Annotated in this window: 22 protein-coding genes and 1 riboswitch; of the genes, 8 read left to right on the top strand and 14 right to left on the bottom strand. The window is 60.5% G+C overall.

The window, feature by feature from the left end; translation table 11 throughout:
• Positions 1–64: 64 nt before the first annotated feature.
• Positions 65–1,906 (top strand): sensor histidine kinase, encoded by a 1,842-nt coding sequence (locus ACQZ60_RS18240; protein WP_448735825.1) that lies wholly within the window; start codon positions 65–67, stop codon positions 1,904–1,906.
• Position 1,907: 1 nt separating this feature from the next.
• Positions 1,908–3,272 (top strand): sigma-54-dependent transcriptional regulator, encoded by a 1,365-nt coding sequence (locus ACQZ60_RS18235; RefSeq protein ID WP_020810515.1) that lies wholly within the window; start codon positions 1,908–1,910, stop codon positions 3,270–3,272.
• 89 nt (positions 3,273–3,361) lie between these two features.
• Here the strand turns inward: ACQZ60_RS18235 and ACQZ60_RS18230 are convergent, their stop codons facing one another.
• On the bottom strand, positions 3,362–3,838 hold the full coding sequence (locus ACQZ60_RS18230) for a BA14K family protein (RefSeq protein ID WP_020810516.1): 477 nt from the start codon (positions 3,836–3,838) through the stop codon (positions 3,362–3,364).
• A 179-nt stretch (positions 3,839–4,017) separates the two neighbouring features.
• Between ACQZ60_RS18230 and ACQZ60_RS18225 the strand changes: the two genes are divergently transcribed.
• Positions 4,018–4,728: a GntR family transcriptional regulator gene (locus ACQZ60_RS18225; RefSeq protein WP_003519916.1), complete on the top strand. Its 711-nt coding sequence runs from the start codon at positions 4,018–4,020 to the stop codon at positions 4,726–4,728.
• A gap of 47 nt (positions 4,729–4,775) precedes the next feature.
• Here ACQZ60_RS18225 and ACQZ60_RS18220 read toward each other — a convergent pair whose 3' ends face one another.
• A complete protein-coding gene (locus ACQZ60_RS18220) occupies positions 4,776–6,032 on the bottom strand; it encodes a D-amino acid dehydrogenase (RefSeq protein WP_020810517.1) in 1,257 nt (418 codons plus the stop codon).
• 7 nt (positions 6,033–6,039) lie between these two features.
• Positions 6,040–7,206: an alanine racemase gene (gene alr / locus ACQZ60_RS18215; protein WP_020810518.1), complete on the bottom strand. Its 1,167-nt coding sequence runs from the start codon at positions 7,204–7,206 to the stop codon at positions 6,040–6,042.
• Between the two features lie 127 nt (positions 7,207–7,333).
• On the opposite strand from alr, the gene ACQZ60_RS18210 reads away from it, so the two are divergent.
• Positions 7,334–7,792: an Lrp/AsnC family transcriptional regulator gene (locus ACQZ60_RS18210; RefSeq protein WP_003500727.1), complete on the top strand. Its 459-nt coding sequence runs from the start codon at positions 7,334–7,336 to the stop codon at positions 7,790–7,792.
• Positions 7,793–8,024: 232 nt separating this feature from the next.
• Here ACQZ60_RS18210 and thiD read toward each other — a convergent pair whose 3' ends face one another.
• From thiD to ACQZ60_RS18185, 5 genes are read right to left on the bottom strand one after another with little or no spacing between them, the layout of a single operon-like run.
• Complete coding sequence (gene thiD / locus ACQZ60_RS18205; protein ID WP_448735824.1) at positions 8,025–8,822, bottom strand: bifunctional hydroxymethylpyrimidine kinase/phosphomethylpyrimidine kinase; 798 nt, start codon at positions 8,820–8,822, stop codon at positions 8,025–8,027.
• A complete protein-coding gene (gene thiE / locus ACQZ60_RS18200; protein WP_020810520.1) occupies positions 8,819–9,481 on the bottom strand; it encodes a thiamine phosphate synthase in 663 nt (220 codons plus the stop codon). The genes thiD and thiE overlap by 4 nt, the downstream gene beginning before the upstream one ends.
• Positions 9,468–10,208, bottom strand: coding sequence for a hydroxyethylthiazole kinase (locus ACQZ60_RS18195; RefSeq protein ID WP_020810521.1), 741 nt, complete (start codon positions 10,206–10,208; stop codon positions 9,468–9,470). Before ACQZ60_RS18195 ends, thiE begins: the two co-directional genes overlap by 14 nt.
• Positions 10,205–11,155, bottom strand: a complete 951-nt coding sequence (locus ACQZ60_RS18190; protein ID WP_020810522.1) for an ABC transporter substrate-binding protein — start codon at positions 11,153–11,155, stop codon at positions 10,205–10,207. The genes ACQZ60_RS18195 and ACQZ60_RS18190 overlap by 4 nt, the downstream gene beginning before the upstream one ends.
• The gene (locus tag ACQZ60_RS18185) at positions 11,152–11,937 is read right to left on the bottom strand and encodes an ABC transporter permease (RefSeq protein ID WP_448735823.1); all 786 of its coding nucleotides are present in this window, start codon (positions 11,935–11,937) and stop codon (positions 11,152–11,154) included. Before ACQZ60_RS18185 ends, ACQZ60_RS18190 begins: the two co-directional genes overlap by 4 nt.
• A 124-nt stretch (positions 11,938–12,061) precedes the next feature.
• Positions 12,062–12,164, bottom strand: a riboswitch (TPP riboswitch).
• Between the two features lie 219 nt (positions 12,165–12,383).
• Between ACQZ60_RS18185 and ACQZ60_RS18180 the strand changes: the two genes are divergently transcribed.
• On the top strand, positions 12,384–13,673 hold the full coding sequence (locus tag ACQZ60_RS18180) for a pilus assembly protein TadG-related protein (protein ID WP_448735822.1): 1,290 nt from the start codon (positions 12,384–12,386) through the stop codon (positions 13,671–13,673).
• A 25-nt stretch (positions 13,674–13,698) separates the two neighbouring features.
• Here the strand turns inward: ACQZ60_RS18180 and ACQZ60_RS18175 are convergent, their stop codons facing one another.
• The 6 genes from ACQZ60_RS18175 to ACQZ60_RS18150 all read right to left on the bottom strand — a co-directional run bounded on the left by ACQZ60_RS18175 (position 13,699) and on the right by ACQZ60_RS18150 (position 21,069).
• Complete coding sequence (locus ACQZ60_RS18175) at positions 13,699–15,693, bottom strand: alpha-glucosidase (RefSeq protein WP_448735821.1); 1,995 nt, start codon at positions 15,691–15,693, stop codon at positions 13,699–13,701.
• Positions 15,694–15,704: 11 nt separating this feature from the next.
• Complete coding sequence (locus ACQZ60_RS18170) at positions 15,705–16,559, bottom strand: carbohydrate ABC transporter permease (protein ID WP_003519886.1); 855 nt, start codon at positions 16,557–16,559, stop codon at positions 15,705–15,707.
• A gap of 4 nt (positions 16,560–16,563) precedes the next feature.
• A complete protein-coding gene (locus ACQZ60_RS18165) occupies positions 16,564–17,475 on the bottom strand; it encodes a carbohydrate ABC transporter permease (protein ID WP_020810525.1) in 912 nt (303 codons plus the stop codon).
• 174 nt (positions 17,476–17,649) lie between these two features.
• Entirely contained in the window at positions 17,650–18,900 is a 1,251-nt protein-coding gene (locus ACQZ60_RS18160; RefSeq protein WP_448735820.1) for an ABC transporter substrate-binding protein, read from the bottom strand.
• Positions 18,901–18,952: 52 nt separating this feature from the next.
• On the bottom strand, positions 18,953–20,029 hold the full coding sequence (locus ACQZ60_RS18155) for an ABC transporter ATP-binding protein (RefSeq protein ID WP_142780421.1): 1,077 nt from the start codon (positions 20,027–20,029) through the stop codon (positions 18,953–18,955).
• 335 nt (positions 20,030–20,364) lie between these two features.
• Complete coding sequence (locus tag ACQZ60_RS18150; RefSeq protein ID WP_059758203.1) at positions 20,365–21,069, bottom strand: GntR family transcriptional regulator; 705 nt, start codon at positions 21,067–21,069, stop codon at positions 20,365–20,367.
• A gap of 100 nt (positions 21,070–21,169) precedes the next feature.
• Here ACQZ60_RS18150 and ACQZ60_RS18145 point away from each other — a divergent pair, with 100 nt between their 5' ends.
• From ACQZ60_RS18145 to ACQZ60_RS18135, 3 genes are read left to right on the top strand one after another with little or no spacing between them, the layout of a single operon-like run.
• A complete protein-coding gene (locus ACQZ60_RS18145) occupies positions 21,170–22,327 on the top strand; it encodes an LLM class flavin-dependent oxidoreductase (protein WP_003519880.1) in 1,158 nt (385 codons plus the stop codon).
• Entirely contained in the window at positions 22,327–23,220 is an 894-nt protein-coding gene (locus ACQZ60_RS18140; RefSeq protein ID WP_269829510.1) for an aldo/keto reductase, read from the top strand. Before ACQZ60_RS18145 ends, ACQZ60_RS18140 begins: the two co-directional genes overlap by 1 nt.
• On the top strand, positions 23,220–23,744 hold the full coding sequence (locus ACQZ60_RS18135) for a flavin reductase family protein (RefSeq protein ID WP_003519878.1): 525 nt from the start codon (positions 23,220–23,222) through the stop codon (positions 23,742–23,744). The genes ACQZ60_RS18140 and ACQZ60_RS18135 overlap by 1 nt, the downstream gene beginning before the upstream one ends.
• The last annotated feature ends 195 nt before the right edge of the window (positions 23,745–23,939 follow it).

The following is a 23,939-nucleotide window of genomic DNA, read 5'->3' as shown; positions in this document are numbered from 1 at the left end:
GCATTTGTGCGGAATTCCGGACAAAATCTCTTGCGGTCTGTGTGTAAATCCGCACAATTGTCGCATGACCTATCAGGATCAGGCATCTCATTCCCATGCGAAGCGGCGGGCGCAATGGCTGGCGCTGGCGGGCCTGTGGCTGCTCGTCAGCCTTGGCGTTCTGCTGGTGGCCGATGAGTTCGCCCGCAATCAGGCGCTGCGCATGGCCGGTTCCGAAGCCGCTACGGACGCCGAACTGAAGATCGCGCTCCTGAATGTCGCGCTGGAGCGGCCGCGCGCCATTCCGCTTGTCCTCTCCGGAGATCCCGATCTTGCCGCCGCGCTGGATGGCGGCGGTGCTCCTGCCCTTGACCGGTTGAACCGCAAGCTGGAGGGGCTGATTGAAGGCACACAATCCTCGGTGATCTATGTGACCGGGCCGACCGGATTGACCATCGCGTCGAGCAACTGGCGGCAGGACGACAGCTTTGTCGGCTCCAATTATGCTTTCCGCGAATATTTTCAGGCGGCGATGAAGACCGGCATGTCCGAGCACTATGCTCTCGGCAATGTCAGTCGTCGGCCGGGTCTTTATATCTCCCGCCGCATCGATGCCGCCGATGGGCGGCCGCTTGGCGTCGTCATTGCCAAGGTCGAGTTCAACCGGCTGGAGACAGACTGGAACATTGGCGGCAAGCCGGTCTATGTGGTGGATAGAAACGGCGTCGTGCTGATGACCAGCGTGCCGGAGTGGCGCTTCAAGACCGTTGCGCCGATCGATGAGGCGCGGCGGAAAATCATTTCCGAGAGCCTGCAATTCGGCAATGAGGCGCTTTCAACGCTGCCGTTTCGCGCGGCGCGGCGCGCGAGCGAGGGTGTTCCGCTCATTCATGTCGATGAGCCGGGGAGGGAACGCGGCGACTATCTGCAGCTGGAAGTGCCGGTGCCGACCACTTCATGGACGCTGCATTATCTACAACCGGTCGCGCCGGCGCTGAATGCCGCCATCCGCGAGGGCAGGGTGGTGGCGCTGGCGACGCTGATGCCGCTGATGGCACTTTCGGCCCTGTGGCTCTGGCGCAGGCACAAGGCGCTCAAGGAAAAGGAAGAGGAGCAGCGCGCCCGTGCCGAGCTGGAAATGAAGGTGCAGGAGCGGACCCGTGATCTGACCAAGACCCGCGATCATTTACAGGCCGAAATCGCCCTGCATGAAAAGACCTCGGGCGAGTTGCGCAATGTGCAGCACGAACTGGTGCAGGCCAACCGCCTTTCCATTCTAGGGCAGGTGGCAGCGGGTGTGGCGCACGAGATCAACCAGCCGGTGGCGACGATCCGCGCCTTTGCCGACAATGCCCGCACGCTACTGAAGCGCGACCGCATGTCGGAGGCCACCGAAAATCTAGAAAACATCGCGGCACTGACCGAGCGTATCGGCACGATTACCGGCGACCTGAAGATATTGGCGCGTAAGGGCCGCACCGCCGCCGAGCCTGTCAGTGTTCGACTGGTTATCGAAGGTGCGGTCATGCTGTTGCGCAGCCGCTTCTCCGGGCAGATGGATGCCCTGGATATCGTGTTGCCGGATCAGGACCTGAAGGTGCTCGGCAGCCGTATCCGGCTGGAGCAGATCCTCATCAATCTTCTGCAAAACGCGCTGGAAGCCACTGAAGAGACTGGGGCGGCCCGTGTCGAAGTTCGTGTGCGCGAGGAAGGCGACATGGTCGTGCTTTCCGTCAGCGACAATGGCACGGGCATTCCCGAAGCAATCCGCGCCCAGCTTTTTTCGCCCTTCAATACCTCCAAGGAAAGCGGCCTCGGCCTCGGTCTCGTCATCTCCAACGATATTGCTTCGGATTATGGCGGGCGTATCGAGGTGGCGAGCAGCAAGGCGGGCACATGTTTTTCCGTATTTCTGAAGCGAGCATGACATGACGGTGGACGGAACCATATTCCTGGTGGACGACGACTCCCAGCTGCGCAAGGCGATGGTGCAGACGCTGGAACTCGATGGATTGCCGGTCACGTCGTTTTCCCGCGCAGAACAGGCGCTTGCGGCTTTGAACGAGGATTTCGATGGCGTCGTCATCACCGATGTACGTATGCCCGGCATGACCGGGCTCGAATTTTTCGACCATGTGCGCAAGATCGATGCCGATCTGCCGGTCATTCTCATCACCGGCCATGGCGATGTGCCGATGGCGGTCGATGCGCTTCACAATGGAGCTTATGATTTCATCGCCAAGCCATTTCCCGCTGAACGCATGGTGGAAAGCGCCCGTCGGGCGCTGGAAAAACGCCGCCTCGTGCTGGAAAACCGGTCGCTTCGCCGGGCGGGGGCCCAAGCGGAGGATGATCTGCCGCTGATCGGCCAGACGCCTGCCATGGAACGCCTGCGCACCACGCTGCGGCACATTGCCGATACGGATGTGGATGTGCTGGTGGCGGGCGAGACGGGCAGCGGCAAGGAAGTGGTGGCGACGGCCCTTCACCGCTGGAGCAAGAAACGCTCAAAGGGCAATTTCGTGGCGCTGAATTGCGGTGCGCTGCCGGAAACGGTGATCGAAAGCGAGCTTTTCGGCCATGAGCCGGGGGCTTTCACCGGCGCGCAGAAAAAGCGCGTCGGCCGCATCGAACATTCGAGCGGCGGCACCCTGTTTCTGGACGAAATCGAGAGCATGCCGCTTGCGGTGCAGGTGAAGATGCTGCGTGTGCTGGAAATGCGCGAGGTCTTGCCGCTCGGGTCGAATGAGGAGCGGCCGGTCGATATTCGCGTGGTCGCGGCGGCCAAGGTCGATCTTGGCGATCCTGCCGAACGCGGCACGTTTCGCGAAGACCTCTATTACCGGCTGAATGTGGTGACGCTGTCCATTCCACCGCTGCGCGAGCGCAAGGCGGATATTCCGCTCTTGTTTTCCCATTTCGTCACCAAGGCAGCCAACCGTTTCAACATGGCGGTGCCGCAGATCAGCGCCGGCATTTCCCGCCGCCTCAATGATCACGACTGGCCGGGCAATGTGCGCGAACTCGGCCATTTCGCCGAAAGGGTGGTTCTGGGGCTGGAGACGGAACCAGCGGAGGCGCCTGCGTTACAATCCACAATCCCCGCTTCTGGAACCCTGCCGGAACGCATGGATGAGATCGAGGCGCGTATCATCCGCGAAACGCTGGAACAATCGAATGGCGACGTGGCGGAAACCATCGCCACGCTCGGCATCGCCCGCAAGACCTTTTACGACAAGCTGCAGCGCCACGGCATCAACCGGGCGGATTATGTGAAGAGCGGCACGGCGTGAGTTGGCGCGGAGCGCGCATGGAAAAGCCGCGGACGTTTCCGTCCGCGGCCTGACATTAACGGTAATAACCGTGTTGAAGGTCTTCCCGATCAACCCGCAACGCAGAAATGACGCTGGCCGTCATAATCCGTATAGGTGCCGGTGCGGGTGTTGAAGCTGCGGTAACGCTGCGAGCAATAATCGTACCAGGCGTTGGTCCAGGGCTCGATGGTGCGATAGGTACGGCGCTGGTTGTAGACCGGGCGGCTATCGTAAACCGGCTGGGCGCGATAGACCGGTGCCGGGCGGTAAACCGGCTGCGGTGCTGCGCGGTAATAACGGTAATCCGGCTCTTCATAAACATAGCTCGGCTCGTCGACATAAACGCGCTCATCGTAGGCTGGCGCCGGGCGCGACATTGCGGAGCCGACGGCGACACCGGCGGCAAGGCCGAGCACGCCACCCAGAATGGCAGCATCGCGACGGTCGCGGCGGTCCCAGTCGCCGGCGGATGCGCTGCTCAAGGGAACAATGGTGGCGGCGGCGACAGCGATTGTCAGAACTGTTTTAGCTGCAAAGGACGACATGGTGTGTTCTTCCATACAGGTGGCAGGGCGCTGCCAGTTGCAAATTCGATGGTTAAGGAAATACAGCCGGGCTGCTGAACGGGCGCTGAATGAATTGTGGCAGACCGGCGGCGACCCGCAATTCCTGTTTGCGCGCGCCGCACTTCGCGCTAGAACTCAAGAACAAACAGGACGCACCGATGAGCCTTTCCCAGATAACCGTCAATTCCGACACCTCGCATGAAGACCGTGCCCAGGCCATTCGCGATACGCTGCGTGACGCCATTGTCGACCGGCGGCTGGCGCCGGGAACCAAGCTGTCGGAATCGGAAGTGGGAACGCTGTTCGATGTCAGCCGTACGGTGGTGCGCGCCGCACTTCAGATGCTGGCCTACGAGGGATTGGTGAAGGCCGAACGCAACCGGGGCGCCTTCGTTTCCAATCCCACACCGGATGAAGCGCGGCAGGTGTTCGCGTCGCGCCGGTTGATCGAACCCGGCGTCGTGGATGCCGCAATCGAAAAAATAACGCCTGCGGCGGTGAAGCGGCTGCGTGAGCATCTGGTGCAGGAAAGCCGCCACCAGCATGAACGCGGCCCGAGCGCCAGACGCGCGGAAATCAAGGCATCGGGCGATTTCCACCTGATGCTGGCCTCGCTTGCTGGCAATGCCATTCTGGAAAAATTCATGGACGAGCTGGTCGCCCGCTCGTCGCTGGTCATTGCGCTTTACGGGCGCTCGGGTGTTTCAAGCTGCGGGCACAATGATCATGCCGATCTCCTGGACGCGCTTGAGGCGAAAGATACGGCAAAGGCCCGCGCGCTGATGTTGCAGCATCTCGACCACATCGAGGCCGATCTTGACCTGCGCATGATGGAAGGTCTGGCGCTGAAGGATGCGCTGGCGCTCTGATTGGCCGCCATCCCGTCGCGGGACGGGAATGGCGGGTTGATTGCGCGTCAGGCGGCGTAACGGCTGATCGCGAGATCGTGCGTGTCGATCTCCGGCTTGTTGCCGCTGATGAGATCGGCGAGCACCCGGGCGGAGCCGCAGGACATGGTCCAGCCAAGCGTGCCGTGGCCTGTATTGAGATAAAGATTGCTGTAGCGCGTGGCGCCGATGACAGGCGTGCCATCCGGCGTCATCGGGCGCAGGCCGCACCAGAATTTCGCCTGGGTCTGGTCGCCCGCGCCGCCGAACAGGTCTTCCACCGAGTGGGCCAGCGTTTCCTGCCGCGCTGCCGGCAAATCCTTGCTGAAACCGGCGATTTCCGCCATGCCGCCGGCGCGGATACGTGAGCCGAGGCGGGTAATCGCCACCTTGAACGTTTCGTCCATGACCGTGGAAACGGGTGCGCGCTCCTCTTTCACGATCGGAACCGTGATGGAGTAACCCTTGACCGGGTAAACCGGCAGGGTAAGGCCAAGCTGGCGCACGAACTGCGGCGAATAGCTGCCCAGTGCCGCCACGAAAATATCGGCCTCCACCAGCCCGCGGGTGGTCTCCACAGCCTTGACGCGCCCTGCCTCGACGATGGGGCGCATGATGCCGGTATCGTAGAGGAAGGTGACGCCCGCCTCTTCCGCCATACGGGCAAGTTCGCTGGTGAACATGAAGCAATCGCCGGTTTCATCGCCCGGCAGGCGCAGGCCGCCGACGATCTTCTCCTTCGAAGGAGAAAGACCGGGTTCGATAGCGGCGCAGCCGTCGCGGTCGAGAATCTCGAAAGGCACGCCGCCCGCCGTCAGCACGTCGACATCCTTGCCGATGGCGTCGAACTGCTTCTGGGTGCGGAACACCTCCAGCGTGCCCTGCATGCGCTGGTCATATTCGATGCCGGTCTCTTCGCGCAGCGCCATCAGGCAATCGCGGCTATATTCGGCAACACGCACCATGCGGCTCTTGTTGATGGCGTAACGCGCCGAGGTGCAGTTGCGCAGCATCTGGCCCATCCAGCGCCATGCGGCCGGATCGGCCGTCGGGCGAATGATCAGCGGCGCGTGTTTCATGAACAGCCATTTCATCGCCTTGACCGGAATGCCGGGCGCAGCCCAGGGCGAGGAATAGCCTGGCGAAACCTCGCCGGCATTGGCGAAGCTGGTTTCCAGTGCCGCGGCCGGCTGGCGGTCGATCACCGTCACCTTGTGTCCGGCTTTGGCCAGATACCAGGCGGATGTCACGCCGACGACGCCGGCTCCGAGGATAGTGACGTTCATGATCGTCTCACTTGTGATTGACTGATGTTGAAGCGGCTGCCGGGGTTTCTCCCGGCTGAATATAATTGCGTCGATAGCGGCGTCCGAGGCCGGTCAGGATTTCATAGGCGATCGTGTCCGCATCCTCGGCGATGTCTTCCAGCGTCTGCTCAGGCCCGATCATCTGCACAAGGCTGCCCTGGGTCAATGTTCCCTCGGGCAGGGCGGATATGTCGAGAATGATGCTGTCCATCGAAACGCGTCCCGCAATCGGCAGGCGCACGCCGTTATACCACGCTGCGCCGCGATTGCTGAGCGAACGCGGCAGGCCGTCAGCGTAACCGGCGGCGATGGTTGCCAGACGCGTGGGCCCGGCCGCTTCGAAGGAGCCGCCGTAACCGACCAGCGAACCGGCGGGCACAGTGCGGGTCTGGATGACGGCGAGATCGAGGCGAACGATCGGCTTCATCGGGTTGGGGCGTGCAACGGAGGGCGCGCCGCCATAAAGCGCGATGCCGGGGCGCAGCAGGTGGTTGTGGTAATCATTGCCCAGAAAGATGCCGCCGGAATTCGAAAAGCAGACCGGCGCTTCAGGAAAGGCAATGGCGGCCTTACGCATCACTGCAAGCTGCGCGGCATTGGAGGCATGGTCCGGTTCATCGGCGCAGGCGAGGTGGCTCATGACGAAGGCGATGTCGATGCCATCCAGCAATTGCGGCCGGGAGGCGAGGATTTCGAGTTCTTCGGGCGAGAGGCCGAGACGGCACATGCCGGTATCGATCTGCACGGCGGCGGTGAGCGTCTTGCCAAGCTTCTTGGCGTGCGTCGACCATTGGGCGATCTGCTCCAGCGAATTCAGAACCGGGGTAACGGCCATGGCGGCGCAGGAGGTCTCATTGCCGGGCTGAAGACCGTTGAGAACAAAGATCCGCGCTTCTGCCGAAAGCCGCAGTCGCAACGCCAGCGCTTCATCGATATGGGCGACGAAGAAATTGCGGCAACCCGCGTCGAACAGGACCTGCGAGACGATATCCGCGCCGAGACCGTATGCATCGGCCTTGACGACCGCTGCCGTCTGCGACGCAGGCGCCATGGCCGCAAGGGTCAGATAATTGTCGCGCAATGCGCCGAGATCGATGGTCAGATGACCGCTTGCACCACCGGCGGCCTGCTGGCGGCTGATCTGCATGTCCATGGTCGTTCACCCTCATTTTTATCCCATGAGGGTATTGCAACGATTGTCGAATTTCTTGGCGATTGTTCGAAGAAAATGCGATAGAATTCACAATGGCGCAATTTTCTTTTGCTGATTGGAATCTTCTATGTCGTCACTCGATGCGACCGACCGCCACATCATCCGCCTGCTTCGGCTCAATGCCCGTATCAGCAATGCGAAACTGGCGGCTGAAGTCGGGCTTTCCGCATCCGCCTGCCTGCGCCGGGTCGATATTCTCGAGCGGGAAGGGATTATCCGCGGTTATACAGCGCTGACCAGCGGCCTTGCCGGCGGCGAGGTGATTTCGGTTATCGTGCAGATCACGCTGGATCGCCAGACGGAGGATTTTCTCAACCGTTTTGAAAATGCGGTGCGGCGCTATCCGGAGATCCGCGAATGTTATCTGATGACGGGCGGTTCGGATTATTTTCTGCGCTGCGAGGCGGAAAGTGCTGGCGATTTCGAGCGGATTCACAAGGAAATTCTGTCGAAGCTGCCGGGGGTTTCGCGCATTCATTCGAGTTTTGCGATCCGGAATGTGCTGGCGACGCCGAAGGCGCGGTAGTCGTATTTTACGAGCGGCAGAATATGCGGCCACCCCCCTCTGTCCTGCCGGACATCTCCCCCTCAAGGGGGGAGATCGACAAGCGGCTTGCTCGCCATATTCAGTATGACAGTTTATCGATAGTAAGACGGTTGCAAGGGAACGAGCGAAAGCCCCACCCGATCTCCCCCCTTGAGGGGGAGATGTCCGGCAGGACAGAGGGGGGTAAACCCCAAACTCCGCCCTCTCATCGCTAACCCCACCATCGATAAAAATGATGCACCGGCCCCCGCCCATGCCCGATGGCAAGGCCCCGCCCGGCATCGAGCGCCCCATTCAGATACTCCTTCGCAAGCCCAACCGCCTCCCGCAACTCACTACCCCTCGCCAGATGAGCGGTAATCGCCGCCGCCAATGTGCAGCCGGTGCCGTGGTCGTTGTTCGTCTCGACCCTCGGCGCGGAAAGCGCCTGCATGGTGCCATCCGCAAACAGATAATCCGTGCTCTCAGGCCCGTCGCCATGGCCGCCCTTGATGAGCACGGCTTTCGCGCCCGCCTTCAGGATCAACTCAGCCTGGCGGGCGATCTCCGTCTCCGTCTTCGCCATCGAAGTGCCGGTCAGCAGCGCCGCTTCCGGCAGGTTTGGCGTAACGATGGTCGCGAGCGGCAGCAAGTCGCGCCGCAATGTCTCGATGGCGTCTTCATGCAGCAGACGGTCGCCTGATGTAGCCACCATGACCGGGTCCAGCACCACCGGCTGCGATTGCCGCCGAAGCCGTTCCGCGATGGCGGCGATGGTTTCGATCCGCGAGACCATGCCGATCTTCACCGCATTGACGGCGAGATCGGAGAATACCGCATCCATCTGCGCGACGATGGTGGCGACCGAAATATCCTCCACCGCCGTCACGCCCTTGGTGTTCTGGGCGGTTATGGCGGTGATGACGCTGGCGGCATAGGCGCCGAGCGCGGAGAAGGTCTTGATATCCGCCTGAATACCCGCGCCGCCGCCGCTGTCGGAGCCGGCAATGGTCAATGCAATGGCTGTCATGGCTGTCTCGCTTTCAGCGCCGCGTCAATCCTGGAGCGGAAGTCCTTGGTTGCGCTGGCAATATCGCCCGCGCGGAAAATGGCGGAAATGACCGCCACACCATCCGCGCCGGCGGCAATGACGGGTGGCACACGGGCAAGATCGATGCCGGCGATAGCGCCGACCGGCATATCCGGCTTCCACTCCTTCAGCAGGGCCCGCAGCATGGAAAAACCGTCGATACCCACCGGCTTGTCCGGATTGACCTTTGAAATGGTTTCAAACACGCCGCCGATGCAGGCGTAGTCGACGGGCATGGAGGCCGCTCGTTCGGCATCGGGACGGTTCTTGACGGTGAGGCCGATGATCGCCTTTTCGCCGAGAATACGCCTTGCGGTTTTGGCGTCCATGTCGTCGGCGCCGAGATGCACCCCGTCCGCGCCCGAGGCGAGCGCCACATCCACCCGATCGTTGATGACCAGCGGCACGCCGGTGCCGGCGATGGCCTCGTGAATGGCGCGGGCGTTTTCGATCATCTCGCGCGTCGAGCCGTGCTTGTCGCGATATTGCAGAATGGTCGCGCCGTTCAGTGCGGCCGCCAGAGCAAGCTCCTGCAGCGGCGCAACGTCACTGAGGCTCGCATCAACCAGCGCGTTGAGGCGGTAATCAACCTTGTTCATGCTCTATCCTCGCGTGATTTGTGATGTCCTCACCGGAAATTTCGGAAAGCGCATCCAGAAACGCCGGTTCGAAGGTGCCGGGGCCTCTGGTGTGTTTTGCTGCGAGTTCGGCGGAAACGCCGGTGACGGCAAGGGCGGAGGCCGCCGCAGTCAGGGCGTCCTTTTCCACTGCCATGAAGGCGGCGATGACGCCGCCTGAAAGGCACCCCGTTCCCGTCACCTTCGCCATCCACGGATGACCGTTGACGATCCTGATGCTGCGGGTCGTGTCGCTGAGATGATCCACAGGCCCGGTCTCGATCCTCACCACGCCAGGCACATCGCCGATCAGGCTCATCTCGGCGTGATTGCCACGCACGATCGTCGGGGAAAGTGCGATGAGTTCGCGCGCGAATTCCAGACGCGACGGCGAATAGTCGCAATGCACGGGGTCGACGATCCACGGCTTGCCGGATGCATTGGCGATTTCGATCGCCAGCCGGATGACCTTGCGCCGCTCGGCATCCAGTGTGCCGAGATTGACGGTCAGCGCATCCGCCTTGGTGACAAAACTCTCGATTTCCTCGAGCGAGGTGGTCATGGAGGGAATTCCGCCGACGACGGTGATGCCATCTGCGGTGAATTTCTGCACCACGGTGTTCATCAGGCAATGCACGCGCGGGCGTGTCTGCCGCACCCGCTCCAGAATCTCGGCGGCCTTTGCCGCTGTCGGAAAAGTCGCGGTCATGGCTGCTGCAGCTCCACGGCGATGTCGTCCGCCGCCGGTGCCTGCTTGATCAGCTGCATCTCCTGCATGAAGGCGCCGAAACGGGCGTAGCGCGCGCGGTCGAGTGCAGCCGGGCGCTTGGCGAAGCGCGGCAGCGTGTCGAAGAAAGCCTGCTTGTTCAGCGCATCGTCAAGGTTCGGATAGGCCTTGATGAAAAGCTGCCAGGATTCCTGCGGATGGTTGGTGATGAAGATCGCGGCCTGTTCCACGGCGGAGAGGAAACGCGGCAGGCGGTTGTCTTTTGCGAGATCCCGGTGCGTGACGAAGATCAGCTCGTCATAGGCCGGCACGCCGTGTTCCTCCGGGAAGAAGGAGCGGCCTTCATGTCCCTCTAGCTTCATCTGCGTCAGCTCGAAATTGCGGAAGCCGCCAAGCGTGGCATCCACCTTGCCGGCGATCAGCGACGGCGAGAGCGAGAAGTTGACGTTGATGAGTTCGATATCGTCCTTCGTCAGGCCGTCCTTTTCCAGCATGCGCTTCAGCATCGCATCCTCGAAGCCGGAAACGGAAAAGCCGACCTTCTTGCCCTTCAGGTCTTTCAGGCTCTTGATCGGCCCATCGGCCAGAACGGTGACGGTGTTGAGGGGCGTCTCGACCAGCGTGCCGAAACGCACGAGCGGCAGGCCGGCATCGTGATCGAGATAGAGGTTCGGTTGGTAGTGCACGCCGATATCGGCCTGTTTGGCCGAGACGAGGCGCGGCACGGCGGAGGGGTCTGCGGGCGGAACCAGTTCCACCTCCAGCCCCGCATCGGCAAACAGGCCGCGTTCTTTCGCGATCACCATCGGCGCATGATCGGGGTTCACGAACCACTCGAGCAACACGGTCAGCTTGTCGGCCGCATGCGATTGCATGGGTGAAAGCACGCTTGCTGCCGCGACGACGAGGGAAAGAAGAGTTCGTTTCATGGTGCCGAAAGTCTCCGTAAAGATCTGAAAGGAATGGTGTGTTCTGTTTCCTTGGCCCAGGGGGCCAGATTGGCGGTCGAGAAGTCGACGATGAGCCGCAGCAGCACCGCCATGATGGCGAGAATGGCCATGGCGGCGAACATGGTGTCGGTCTGCATGCGGGCATTGGACTGGATCATCACAAACCCGAGCCCCGCCGATGCGCCCACCCATTCGCCGATGACGGCGCCGAGCGGGGCAAGCGGCGCCGCCACCCTCAGGCCGGAAATGAGCGATGGCAGCGCTAGCGGCACACGCAACCGGGTGAGGATCTGCCAGTGGCTCGCCTCAGTCAGCGAGGCGGCGTCGAGGATGGCGCGATCGGTGCGGTTGAGGCCATCCGTGAAAGCGGAGGCAACGGGGAAGAAGATGATGATCGCCGTCATGACCACTTTCGAAGCCATGCCGAAACCGAACCAGAGGACGAGGATGGGGGCGAGCACGAAGACCGGAAAGGCCTGCAACACCAGAACCATCGGCCAGACGAGGCGGCCGAGGCGCGGGATGGCGGCAATCGTGAACGCGACGAGAATGCCGGCGGCGATGCCTGCCGCAAGCCCGAGCGCCATTTCGCCGAGCGTTACCAGTGCCTGCCCGAACAGGAAGCCGGGCTGGCGCCAGAAAGCGCCGGCAACATCGGCGGGCGACGGCAGGATATAGCGGGGCGGCGAAAACAGCCATGTTCCCGCCTGCCAGAAAACCAGCAGAAGACCGACACCGTTCAGCGCATGGGAGGCACGCATGAGCCGGACCTCAGACGCAGACGCACCGTGTGCGAAGGGCGGAAGGTTTCAGCATCATCATTCGTCTCCAGATGTGACAATCCCGGAGATCAGGCAAAGCGGAGAAGAGAAAGGGCAGCGCCTCTTGGCGCGACAGTTCCGTTCCTACGCCGGCATGACCCGGATCAGGTTCAAGGGTCCGGCTCATCGCCATCTCAGCACCGTTCGGTGCTCCCCTCGGAAGAGTTTGTTTTGTAGGTCAAGTTTCATAAATGTCAACGTCCCGCCGGCGATCCGTCGTCAGGCGTGATCGTGAATGCCTGAACGGGCTTGCGCTGGTGCGCATCTCCCATTGACGTATTAGTTATTGAGGAAATTAGATTTATCGAAAATTAGTTATCTATTGAAACTGCCTTTCAATATTATTCGGCTAACTTTCGCTCCGGGGAAAGGTTCCGGGGGCGAATTTGAAGAACATCTGGCAGGATAAATCGGGAAATTTCGGCATTCTCAGCGCCCTGTTGATGGTGCCGCTGATCGGGGCGGCCGGCGTGGCCCTTGATGTGACGCATGGCATGGCTGTCAAATCGGACCTGCAGATGGCGGCGGATGCTGCGGCGCTTGCTGTGGTTGCCGATACGTCGTCGAGCGTTCAGAAGGCAAAGGAAATGTCGGGCGACGGTGTCATTTCGCTTGGCACTGATGAAGCCTCCGCATTTTTTGAAAGCAATGAGCGGGCCAATCCCGATTATAAGCTCCTGTCTCTTGATGTGTCGGTGATCAAACACGGTAACGCCATCGAATCCTCGGTCAATTTCACGGCATCCGTCGGCACCACGCTTTCACGGATACTCGGAGAGGATCTCATTACCGTTTCGGGCAAGGCGACCGCCAAATACGAGACGGAAACATTCAGCGACTTCTATGTCCTGCTGGATAACACCCCTTCGATGGGCGTTGGCGCGACGCCAACCGACGTTGCTACCATGGTTGCCAATACGAGCGACAAATGTGCTTTCGCTTGTCACATCGTGAAAAACGGGGTGGTCGATACAAACAGCTATTACTACAAAGCCAAAAGCCTCGGGGTTACGACGCGCATCAATGTGGTGGCGCAGGCTACGGCGAGCCTGATGGATACGGCAAAGTCCACGCGGAAAAGCAGCAATCAATATCGCATGGCTGTCTATACCTTCGGAGAGAAGGCGGAAGATACGAAGCTGCTCGAAGTCGTTCCCCTGACCTCTGATCTGGCGACTGCGAAGAAAAAAGCGGGCGAAATCGATCTGATGTCCATTCCCTATCAGGGCTATAATAACGACCAGCAGACCGACTTCGACCGGGCGCTGACCCAGATTGGAGACAGGATCGGCTCTTCGGGCACCGGTGCGAGTTCGGCGAGCCCGGAGAAGATCGTTTTCTTCGTGTCAGACGGCGTCGGCGATAGCTACAAGCCATCCTCCTGTACCAAAAAAACCACCAGCGGCCGCTGTCAGGAACCGATCGATATCAAATATTGCACGAAGCTGAAGGAAAAGGGTTTTCGCATCGCCGTGCTTTATACCACCTATCTGCCGCTGCCGACCAATGGCTGGTACAATAGCTGGATCGCGCCCTTTCAGCCGGAAATCGGTGCACGCATGCAGCAATGCGCTTCGCCGGGCCTGTTCTTCGAAGTCAGCCCGTCGCAGGGCATCAGCGATGCGATGACCGCCCTTTTCAAAAAGGCCATCACATCACCCCGCCTGACGGGGTGATGGCAGTGAGGAACTCGGCTATCGTTCAGCCGATGGTGCGAAGCTGTTCAAACAGCGGACGATGGCTGCTATCGGCAGAATAGAATACCGCCGGCTCGCCGAGCGGCGCGTCGACGGTGGCGTTTTGTCCGCCGGGATAATGCGTGCCGCTCCACAGGTGCACCCATTCACCGTCGCCCGGAAGATAGAGCGAGCGTTGCGTTTCGCCCGCTTTCCAGACCGGTGCGACAAGCATGTCCGCCCCGTAGAGATAGCAGTCCTGAATGGTATAGGTCTGCAGGTCATTCTCGTAGTGCAGGAAGAGCGGACGCTGCACCGGCAGGCCTGTTCTGGCCGCTTCCGCCGAGAGCGATTTCAGATAAGGGGCCAGCGCGACATAGATGGATGTCATGCGGGCGAAATGGGCAAGAACCGCCTCATCCTGATCGATCTGGAGATTGTCGCGCGGCCGATTGCCCTCATGGGTACGCATGACCGGCGTGAAGGCGGCCATCTCCGTCCAGCGCATGATGAGTTCCGCGGTTCTGACATTGCCGAACAGGCTGGTGTAACCGCCAATATCGGAATGGTGATAGGCATTGCCCATGAGGCCGGAGGAGAGCGCCCCGCAGATGACGGTGACCAGACCGTCGTGACGGGAGAAGTCGACCGACTGGTCGCCGCCCCAGATGAGCGGGCAATGGGCCTGCACACCGGTGAAGCCGGCCCGCATGAAGAACAGCGCTTCGCCGGTCTTGCCGCGACTTTCGACGGCCTTGGCGTTGACCTCGGCCCAGAGCGTTGGCCAGGCATTGTGCATCAGCTTAGCGTCGACACCGTTGGAAAGGGTAATGTCGATCGGCAGATATTCGCCGAAATCGGCCATCCAGCCGGAGAGGCCGAAATCGAGCATGTTCCTGCCGATGATCTCCTCGGCAAACCAGTCGGCCGCAGCCGGATTGGTGAAATCGACCACGCCGCAATCGAACTCGCCGAAATCCACCAGCGCCGTCTTGCCCTCGGCGTCGGTTGCGAAATAGCCGGCTTTTTCGGCAACCGGGAACAGCGGGCCATCGACGCAGAGATAGGGGTTCACATAACCCAGGAAGCGGATGCCCTGATCGGCAAGCTCGGCGATCTTCTGGCGCAGATGCGGATAACGCGTATCATTCGCCTGCCAGTCCCAGAACAGGCGCGCGCCGAAGGATGTCTGGCGAAGACCCACCCAGTCTTCGCACCAGAGACCGGACACCTTCGTTCCGGCCGCGTGGATTTTCTCCAGTCGCGCAAAGGAGTTGACGCCGTCCTTTAACCCGATGATCGCGCCGCCATAAATCCATTCCGGCAGTTCCGGCTGGCGTCCGAACCGCAGCGACAGGGCGGAAACGATATCGGTGAAATGATCGCCGGTGAAGAATTCGATCTTTTCGGGGATGGCCCAGATTTCGATCTCATGGAAATCGCCGTTGCGGAAATCGAAGACCGAATAGGCGCTTGTCTCCACATGGAGGGCGTATCTGCGCGACGACAGGTAAGTCGGCTGCGGGTAGTTGGTATTGTAATAATCACCGCCCGCCTTGCCACTGACATCGGCCTTGAAGGTGATTTCGGTGGTCTTGTCGCGGCCGACCCCCGGCTCGGAGGTCCAGAGCGGGAAATGTCGGCCGCGCATGTCGAAATAGGACATCTGCTCGCCGCCGCCCCAGACGTGCTCATCCGTTTCCGCAACGACGCGCAGCCAGAGGCGGTTGACGGTGTCATCCAGCGCCGTTAGCCGCATCGCGTTGCCGTCGAGCGTCAGGCGAAGGCGCGGTGCCTGTCCCGGTGCGGATGAGAGCGTGACGCTGTCGCCGCTGACCTCGGCGTGGCGCAGGGCGTTTCGTTCGACAACGTAGTCCTCGATATCGAAATTGCCGCGATACATATCCATTCGCTCCTTGCCGAAACCGGCGAAGAAGGCCGGGTTTTCAGGGGAATGGGAAAGTATGGTGCGGTTGCCGATGGTGAGCGCAAAGCCGTCTTTGGTCGTTTCGAAATGCATGACTTTACCTTTTAGCCCTTGAGACCACCGGCGGTGAGACCCGAGACGACCCGCTCCTGAAAGATGACGATCAGGATGGCGACCGGCACGATACCTACCACCAGCGCCGCCGAAATGACCGGCCAGGGGAAGGCGAATTCACCCTGATAAAGCTGGATGCCGACGGGAAGCGTGCGGAGCGCCGGATTGGAATTGAAGGAAAGCGCCAGCAGAAACTCATCCCAGGCATTCACGAAGGCAAGGATGCCGGCGGTGAAAACGCCCGGCGCGCAGAGCGGCACGACGACCTTGAACAGCGCGCCGATGCGGGTGCAGCCGTCGATCATGGCGGCATTTTCGAGATCGCGCGGAATGCTTTCGAAGAAGGAGACCAGCATCAGCGTGCAGACCGGCAGCGAAAGCACCGTGTAGGGCAGGATCAGCGCCGTCCAGCTGTTGAGCAGGTTGAGCGCCCGCATGATTTCGAACAGCGGCACCAGCAGCGTCACCAGCGGGAAGGTGGAAACGGCGATGATGAGCGAGAGGATCAGCGCCCGGTACTTCAGGTTCAGCCGCGCCAGCGCGTAAGCGGCCAGCACTGAAATCAGGATGGTGAGCGCGGTCGAAAGCAGCGCCACCATGAAGCTGTTGAACAGGAAGAGGTGCAGCGGCTGGTCGGAAAAGGCCTGCATGTAATTGGCCAGCGTCGGCGCGTGCGGAAACCAGGTGATCGGCTTGACCGTCAGTTCCGCTTCGGTCTTCAGCGAGGTGAAAAGGATCCAGATCGCCGGAAACAGGCCGTTGACCAGAAGAATGGAGGCCGCGATGAAGCGCAGCGGCTTGCCGGAAAAGAAGGAGGACAGACCGGAATTCGCAACGGTGCTCATGGGATCAGTCCTTCGTCCTGATAATGCGGAGATAAACGGCGGTAACGCACATGGAGAGCGCAAACATCATGACCGCCAAGGCCGAACCGTAACCCAGATCGAGGAAGGAAACGGTGTTCTGGTGAATGTACATGGCAAGCGTCGTGGTGGATGTGCCGGGACCGCCGCCGGTCATCATGTAAGGAATATCAAAGGTCTGCAGCGCCGTGATCGTGCGGAAGATGAGCGCCACGACAATCGAGGGCTTCAAAAGCGGTAGGGTGATTTCGAAGAACTGCCGGATTTTGCCGGCGCCATCCACATCCGCCGCCTCGTAGAGCGAACGCGGAATGGTCTGCAGGCCGGCAAGGATCATCAGCGCCATGAAGGAGGATGTCTTCCAGATGATCGTCAGGCAGATGGCCGCAAAAGCCCAGTTCGGCGAATTGAACCAGATGATGCCTTCGAAGCCGAAACGGTTGAGCACATCGTTGACCACGCCATATTCGTAATGGAAGAACCATGCGAAGATGAGGCCGGCGAAGGATAGCGGCAGCGCCCAGGGGATCAGCAGCGAAAGCCGCATCGGCCACTGCATGGAAAAAGGCAGGTTGGCGAGCAGTGCCAGGCCAAGGCCCATGATGAGCGCGCCGGGCACGGTGATCAGCGTTATCAGCACCGTATTCCAGGTCGTTTCCCAGAAGATCGGGTCGTCGAACATCGCCGTATAGTTTTCAAAGCCGATGAATTCCGCCGGCAGGCCCGATGTCAGCGACAGGCTGAAAAACGAGGTATAGACGAGCCGCGCCACCGGATAGACGATGATGAGCGACAGCAGGATCGCCGCCGGCGCCAAGAGAAGCACGGCCAGCGGCCGGTCGCCGAGATCGAGCCACCGCGTCCAGCGCGGCTGCGGTTTCTCGTCCACCCGAACCATGGTTCTTTCCGGCATTGTCACGTCTGCCACTCCCGCAACTGGATTCACGTCGTCGTCTCCCGATCGGACCGGTTCTTATCCGGCCCGTTTATCGCGCCCTTCAGGCGGCTTTATTCCTGTCAGTCGAAGCGGCCGGAAAGGGCATGACAAGCATGCCGCTTTCCGGCCCAAAGCTTAGCGCAGAACGCGCCGCAGACGGCTTTCCATCTGCTTTGCGCCATCCTCCGGCGTCATCACGCCGGCAAGCACACCGTTGACGGTGGTGCGGATCGTCTCGCTGACCTCGTTGTAACGCGGCGTCACGGGGCGGGCCTTGGCGGTTTCAACCACGGGCAGGGCGTCAGCGAACCAAGGGATCGTCTTGGTCACATCCGAATCCTTGTAGAGAGCGGCATAGGTGGGCAGCAGCGCGGCGTTGATGGCCATGAACTTCGACACATCCTGACCGGAGAGATATTCCACCAGCTTCTTGGCTTCCTCCTGCTGCTTGGAATAGGCGGAAACACCGAACTCCCAGCCGCCGAGGCAGGTCGTCTGCTCGCCGCCCTTGACGGCCGGCAGGCGGGCGACACCGACCTTGTCGTTCACCTGCGATTCCTTGCCCTGGAAATGGGTCCAGGCGTAGGACCAGTTGACGGCGAAGAGCACCTTGCCGGCTTGGAATTCCTTGCGGGTATCGTCGGTCGCCACTTCGGAAATATTCTTCTTGGAAATGCCTTCATCGACAAAGCTCTTCCAGAGCTTCAGCGAATCCACGGCAGCCTTGTTGTCGAAATTCAGCTTGCCGTTCTCAACCAGCGACTTGCCCTCGCTCCAATAGGGCAGGAGGAAGGTGCAGACCGCGCCTTCGATCGCCTTGCCCTGGAAGGACAGGCCCTGAAGCTCGGGGTTCTTTTCACCTTCCATCACCTTCTTGGACGCCTCTTTCAACTCGTCCCAGGTGGTTGGCGGCTGAATGCCGTATTTGTCCAGCAGGTCCTTGCGGTAATATAGGAACATGGAGTCGGCAAAAGCGGGCAGCGCCACGATCTTGCCATCCACGGTGTTGGCTTCCGCATAGGTCGGTAGATAGGCGGACATGTCCTTGCCGGAGAAATTGCTGGTCCAGCCGGCGGTGGCGAATTGCGCGGGGCGGATGACGTCGAGCATCAGCACGTCAAGGCTCGAATCCTTGGCCGACATCACGGTATTGAGATATTGCGCCTGCATTTCCGAGGTGTTGCCGCCGGTTTCGATGACAACCTTCACGCCCGGCGTCTTCGCCTCATATTGATCCAGCGCCTTGCGCCAGACATCCGGCTGGTGCTGGCTGGAAACGAAGATTTTCAGTTCGGCGTCGGCAAAGGCCTGTCCCGAAAAGGCAAGCATGGTTACGCAGAGCGCGGCACCCATGAGGGCTTTGCCCTTGATGGTTTTAAATGTCATGTGTTCCTCCCGTTATTAAACCTGTTGGCCGCAGCGTTTCTTCGCCCGGCAATCAGTGGATAGAGCGCTCCGTCGCGGCGTCGAAAAGATGGACCTTGGACGGATCGACGCCGATCTTCAGTTCCTCATTTGGCGCAGGTCGCAGATGCGGCGGCATGCGTGCGGTCAGCGCCGCATCGCCAAGGCTGAAATGGACGAGCGTGTCCGAGCCCAGCGGTTCCACCACCTGCACTTTGACCGCAAGCTGCGTGTCGAAGCCCTCGACAGGGCCGAAATGTTCCGGACGAATGCCGACGATGACTTCACGCCCGTCGAGCCCCGTTTCGCGGGATGGCCGGATTGCGGCCATCGGCAGGGAATTGCCGTCGGAAAATGCCAGCCGGTCGCCGCTCACCTTTGCGCGAGCGAAATTCATCGCCGGCGCGCCGACGAAACCACCGACAAACACGCTTTCCGGCCGGTTATAGACCTCGTCCGGCGTGCCGACCTGCTCGATATCGCCGCCGCGCAGGATGACGATGCGGTCGGCCAGCGTCATGGCCTCCACCTGATCATGGGTAACGTAGATGATGGTGGTGCCAAGCTGCTGGTGTAGCCGCTTGATTTCCGTGCGCACCTGTCCGCGCAGCTTGGCGTCCAGATTGGAAAGCGGCTCGTCGAACAGAAACACCTGCGGGCGGCGCACGATGGCGCGGCCCATGGCCACACGCTGGCGCTGGCCACCGGAAAGCTGGCCGGGCCTGCGGTCAAGAAGGTGCTCGATGCCGAGCATCTTCGCCGCTTCATCGATACTGGCATTGGCCTGCGATGCGCTGACACCGCGCACCTTCAGGCTGAAACCCATGTTCTCACGCACCGTCTTGTGCGGATAAAGCGCATAGTCCTGAAACACCATGGCAATGTCGCGCTCGCGCGGCGGCAGCCGGTTGACGACGCGGTCGCCGATCTTCACTTCGCCGCCGGTAATGCTTTCAAGCCCGGCGACCATGCGCAGCGTCGTCGATTTGCCGCAGCCGGAAGGGCCGACGAACACGACGAATTCGCCATCGTTGATTTCAAGGTCTATGCCCTTGACGATGCGAAGCGCACCGTAACTCTTGTCCAGCTTGCGCAGGCTGACCGAAGCCATATTTTCCTCCTCACGACCGGCGCGTCCAGAATTCGGATGGACGCCATTGCCGGTATCAACCTTCAAGTTCCACGCATCGCATCGTCGAAAATCGATCCCGATTGTCTGGCGATATCGTGGGATGGCGAAACGCCTGTCTCCCTGAGGACGTGATATTACCTTTCAAAAAAAGGAAATCAATAGTGTATCAATTTTATTTCTGACAGAAATCAAAAACTATTAAGTCATTGATTTAAAGAAATATAGTCGCAAAACAGCCTGCGGGACAGGCCGCTGCTTGCTTGCCTCCCGTCAAATTTCTCCATTCATCTGGATCACGCGAATTTTGCGCAGTCTCAACGTATGCGAGAAACGTATCGGGCAACGCTATGATCGAACCAGGTCCATGAAACTTCGGCCACCGCACCATCCTGCGCCTGGCTGAGACGCAGAACCCGCGGCACCAGCGCGCCTGATTTCTGACCGAAGACCTCGGGCGTCCATTCCGGTACTTCGCCGAGATCGATGCGATCCTCCGCCTTCGATATCCAGAGGTTGAGGCGGGTGCGGTAATAGAGATAGAGGGATTCCGACATGTTCTCGATGGCGATGGTGTCGACGTAAGAACCGTCCAGCCAGATTTCTTCGATGGCCGCCGGTTTGCCGGCAATGCGCCGCAGGCGGCGAATCCTGTGTCCTTCGGCCGATGTGCCGAAGGCGGGCAGGTCGGCGGGCTTGGCAAGACGCGCCACATCCAGAACTTCCGCCGTCGGCAGGCCGCCGCCCTCGATCAGTTCAAGCCGGAAGAAGGCGTAGACGCTTTGCGGATCGCTGACGGCGCGGATGTAGTTGCCCGAGCCCTGCACGCGCTCCAGCAGGCCGCGCTCCTGCAATTCGGCGAGCGACTTGCGAAGCGTGCCAACGGCGATGCCGAGATCGGCCGCCATATCGCGCTCCGGCGCGAGCTTCTCGCCATCGATCAGCCGGCCCGCCGCCACTTCGCGCACCAGCATTTCCGCGATCTGCATATACATTGGCAGGCTGCCGCCAGTGTGTTTCATATGCCGTTTCCTCCCCCGAAACAAAAATTGATACATCATTGATTTACATATTTCTTGATGTTATGCAAGAAAAACGAGAGCGGCCCTGAGGAGGAATTGCATGACCGTCGTACCCGTTACATCCGCTGATCTCGATGCTGCCGAGGTCTCCTGGTTTTCCGCTTTGTGTTCCGATGACTACGCTTATCTTGGCGTGCCGGATGGCAGCCTGCGTTCCAGTTTCGAACATTGTTCCGATATCGTCAAAAAGGCCGAAGAACTCGGCTTCCGCAACATCCTCTGCCCTTCGTCCTATCAGGTCGGGCAGGATACGCTGAGCTTCGTCGCCGGCTGTGCGCCGATCAGCGACCGCATCAATTTTCTTGCTGCTATCCGTTGCGGTGAAATGCAGCCGATCATGCTGGCGCGCACGGTCGCGACGCTCGACCACATGCTGAAAGGCCGCCTGACGCTCAACGTCATCAGCTCCGATTTCCCCGGCGAAGTGGCCGATAGCGCCTTTCGCTACAAGCGCAGCCATGAGGTCGTTGAGATTCTGCGCCAGGCCTGGACGCGCGACACCATCGACCATGACGGCGAAATATACCAGTTCAAGGGCGTCTCCACCGAGCCGGCAAGACCCTACCAGCAGAATGGCGGACCGCTCCTTTATTTCGGTGGCTACTCGCCGGATGCGCTGGAACTCTGCGGCGCGCAATGCGACGTCTATCTGATGTGGCCGGAAACGAAGGACCAGCTTGCGGACCGCATGCGTGCCGCAAATGAGCGCGCCGCCGCCCATGGCCGCACGCTGGATTACGGCCTGCGCGTCCATATGGTGGTGCGCGATACCGAACAGGAAGCCCGCGAATATGCCGAACATCTTGTCTCGAAGCTCGATGACGAATATGGGCAACTGATCCGCAACCGCGCGCATGACAGCGGCTCGCTCGGCGTGTCGCATCAGGCGCGTGCCCGCGAACTCGCCGACAAGTTCGGTTATGTCGAACCCAATCTGTGGACCGGAATCGGCCGGGCGCGTTCGGGCTGCGGTGCGGCGCTGGTCGGTTCCACCGACAAGGTGCTTTCGGCGCTGGAGGAATACCAGAAGATGGGCATTCGCGCCTTCATCCTTTCCGGTTATCCGCATCTCGATGAGGCGGAGCACTTCGGCACCAAGGTTCTGCCGCAGATGAAAACCTGCTCCCTGCCGCATGCCTATGGCCGGGTGCCTTCTGAAACGCCGGCCACGCCGCTCGGCAACGGGGAACGCCACTGATGGAACGCATCGCTCTTTCCGACAAACTCGAACTCAGCCGCATCGTCTACGGCATGTGGCGCATCGGTGACGATGCCGATACCTCGCCCGCCCATGTGCAGGCCAAGATCGAGGCTTGCCTCGCGCAGGGCATCACCACCATGGACCAGGCCGATATTTACGGCGGATACACGGCGGAAGCCATTCTGGGGGCCGGCCTGAAAGCCGCGCCCGGACTGCGCGACAGAATAGAAATCGTCACGAAATGCGGCATCGTTGCACCCGCAGGCCGTCACGCCGCCGCCCGCGTCAAGCATTACGACACGACGACTGGCCACATCAACGCTTCGGTTGAAGCGTCGCTTCGCGACATGGGGACGGATCACGTCGACCTGCTGCTCATTCACCGTCCCGATCCGTTGATCGATGCGGAAGAAACCGGCAAGGCGCTCGATGCGCTGGTGGCATCCGGCAAGGTCAAGGCCGTCGGCGTCTCCAACTTCCGCCCTTGGGATTTCTCCCTGCTGCAATCGGCGATGAGCAACCGGCTCGTGACCAACCAGATCGAAATGAGCCTTCTCGCGACGGATAGTTTTACCAATGGCGATCTGGCCTTCTTGCAGGAAAAGCGCGTTTCTCCGATGGCATGGTCGCCGCTTGGCGGCGGCTCGCTGTTCTCCGGTGCCCATGGCGGTACCATGGCCGCCCTGCAGCGCATCGGCAAGGAGCAGGGCGTGGATGCCACGGCAGTGGCGATCGCCTGGCTTTTGCGGCATCCGGCCAAAATCGTGCCTGTGCTCGGCACCAACAATATCGAGCGTATCAGAACGGCGGCCGATGCGCTTCGCGTGACGATGGACCGCCAGACGTGGTTCGAACTCTACACCCTTGCGCTTGGAAAAGAGGTGCCGTGATGACAGTGGCAGAGGCGATCAAAATGCCCAATGAGCATGTATTCGTTCCCGGCGGCGAAAACAGCCGCAGCTTCCGCAATGCGCTCGGCGCTTTCACGACAGGCGTGACGGTGGTGACCGCCACGACGCCGGAAGGGCCGATCGGCATGACGGTCAACAGCTTCGCATCTGTGTCGCTCGATCCGCCGCTGGTACTCTGGTCGCCGGCCAAAAGCTCGTCGCGTTATCAGGCCTTCAGCGGTGCAACCCATTTCGCCATCCACGTGCTGAGCGCCGATCAGGATGTGCTGAGCGCCCGCTTCACCCGCAACGGCCGTGCTTTCGACGATCTTGACTGGGAAATGAATGACGAGGGCGTTCCGGTCATTCCCGGCACGCTTGCCCGTTTCGAATGCCGGCAGGCGGCGTCCCACGATGCGGGCGACCACACCATCATCGTCGGCGAGGTGTTGCGCGCCGCCCATCGCGACGGGGACCCGCTGTGCTTTTCGGGCGGAGCCTTTGGCCGGTTTTCGCGACAATAGGAAATGTCCATTAGTATTTCTTTGAGTGCTTAAAAGCGAATTATTACAGAAATATTTCAATTTCTTCATGGGGTGCACTCGTTGCACTCCATTTTTTATTTTTAAATCATCAATAAATATGAGTTCTATTATGATTTATGGCAATTATTTTTCCAAATGGGCTAATTGAGTTGAATATGAGGATGATTCGCCGGA

The organism is Agrobacterium sp. 22-223-1, from assembly GCF_053522385.1.
The sequence above is the reverse complement of the archived record's forward strand: the minus strand, read 5'-3'. Positions and strand labels throughout refer to the sequence as shown.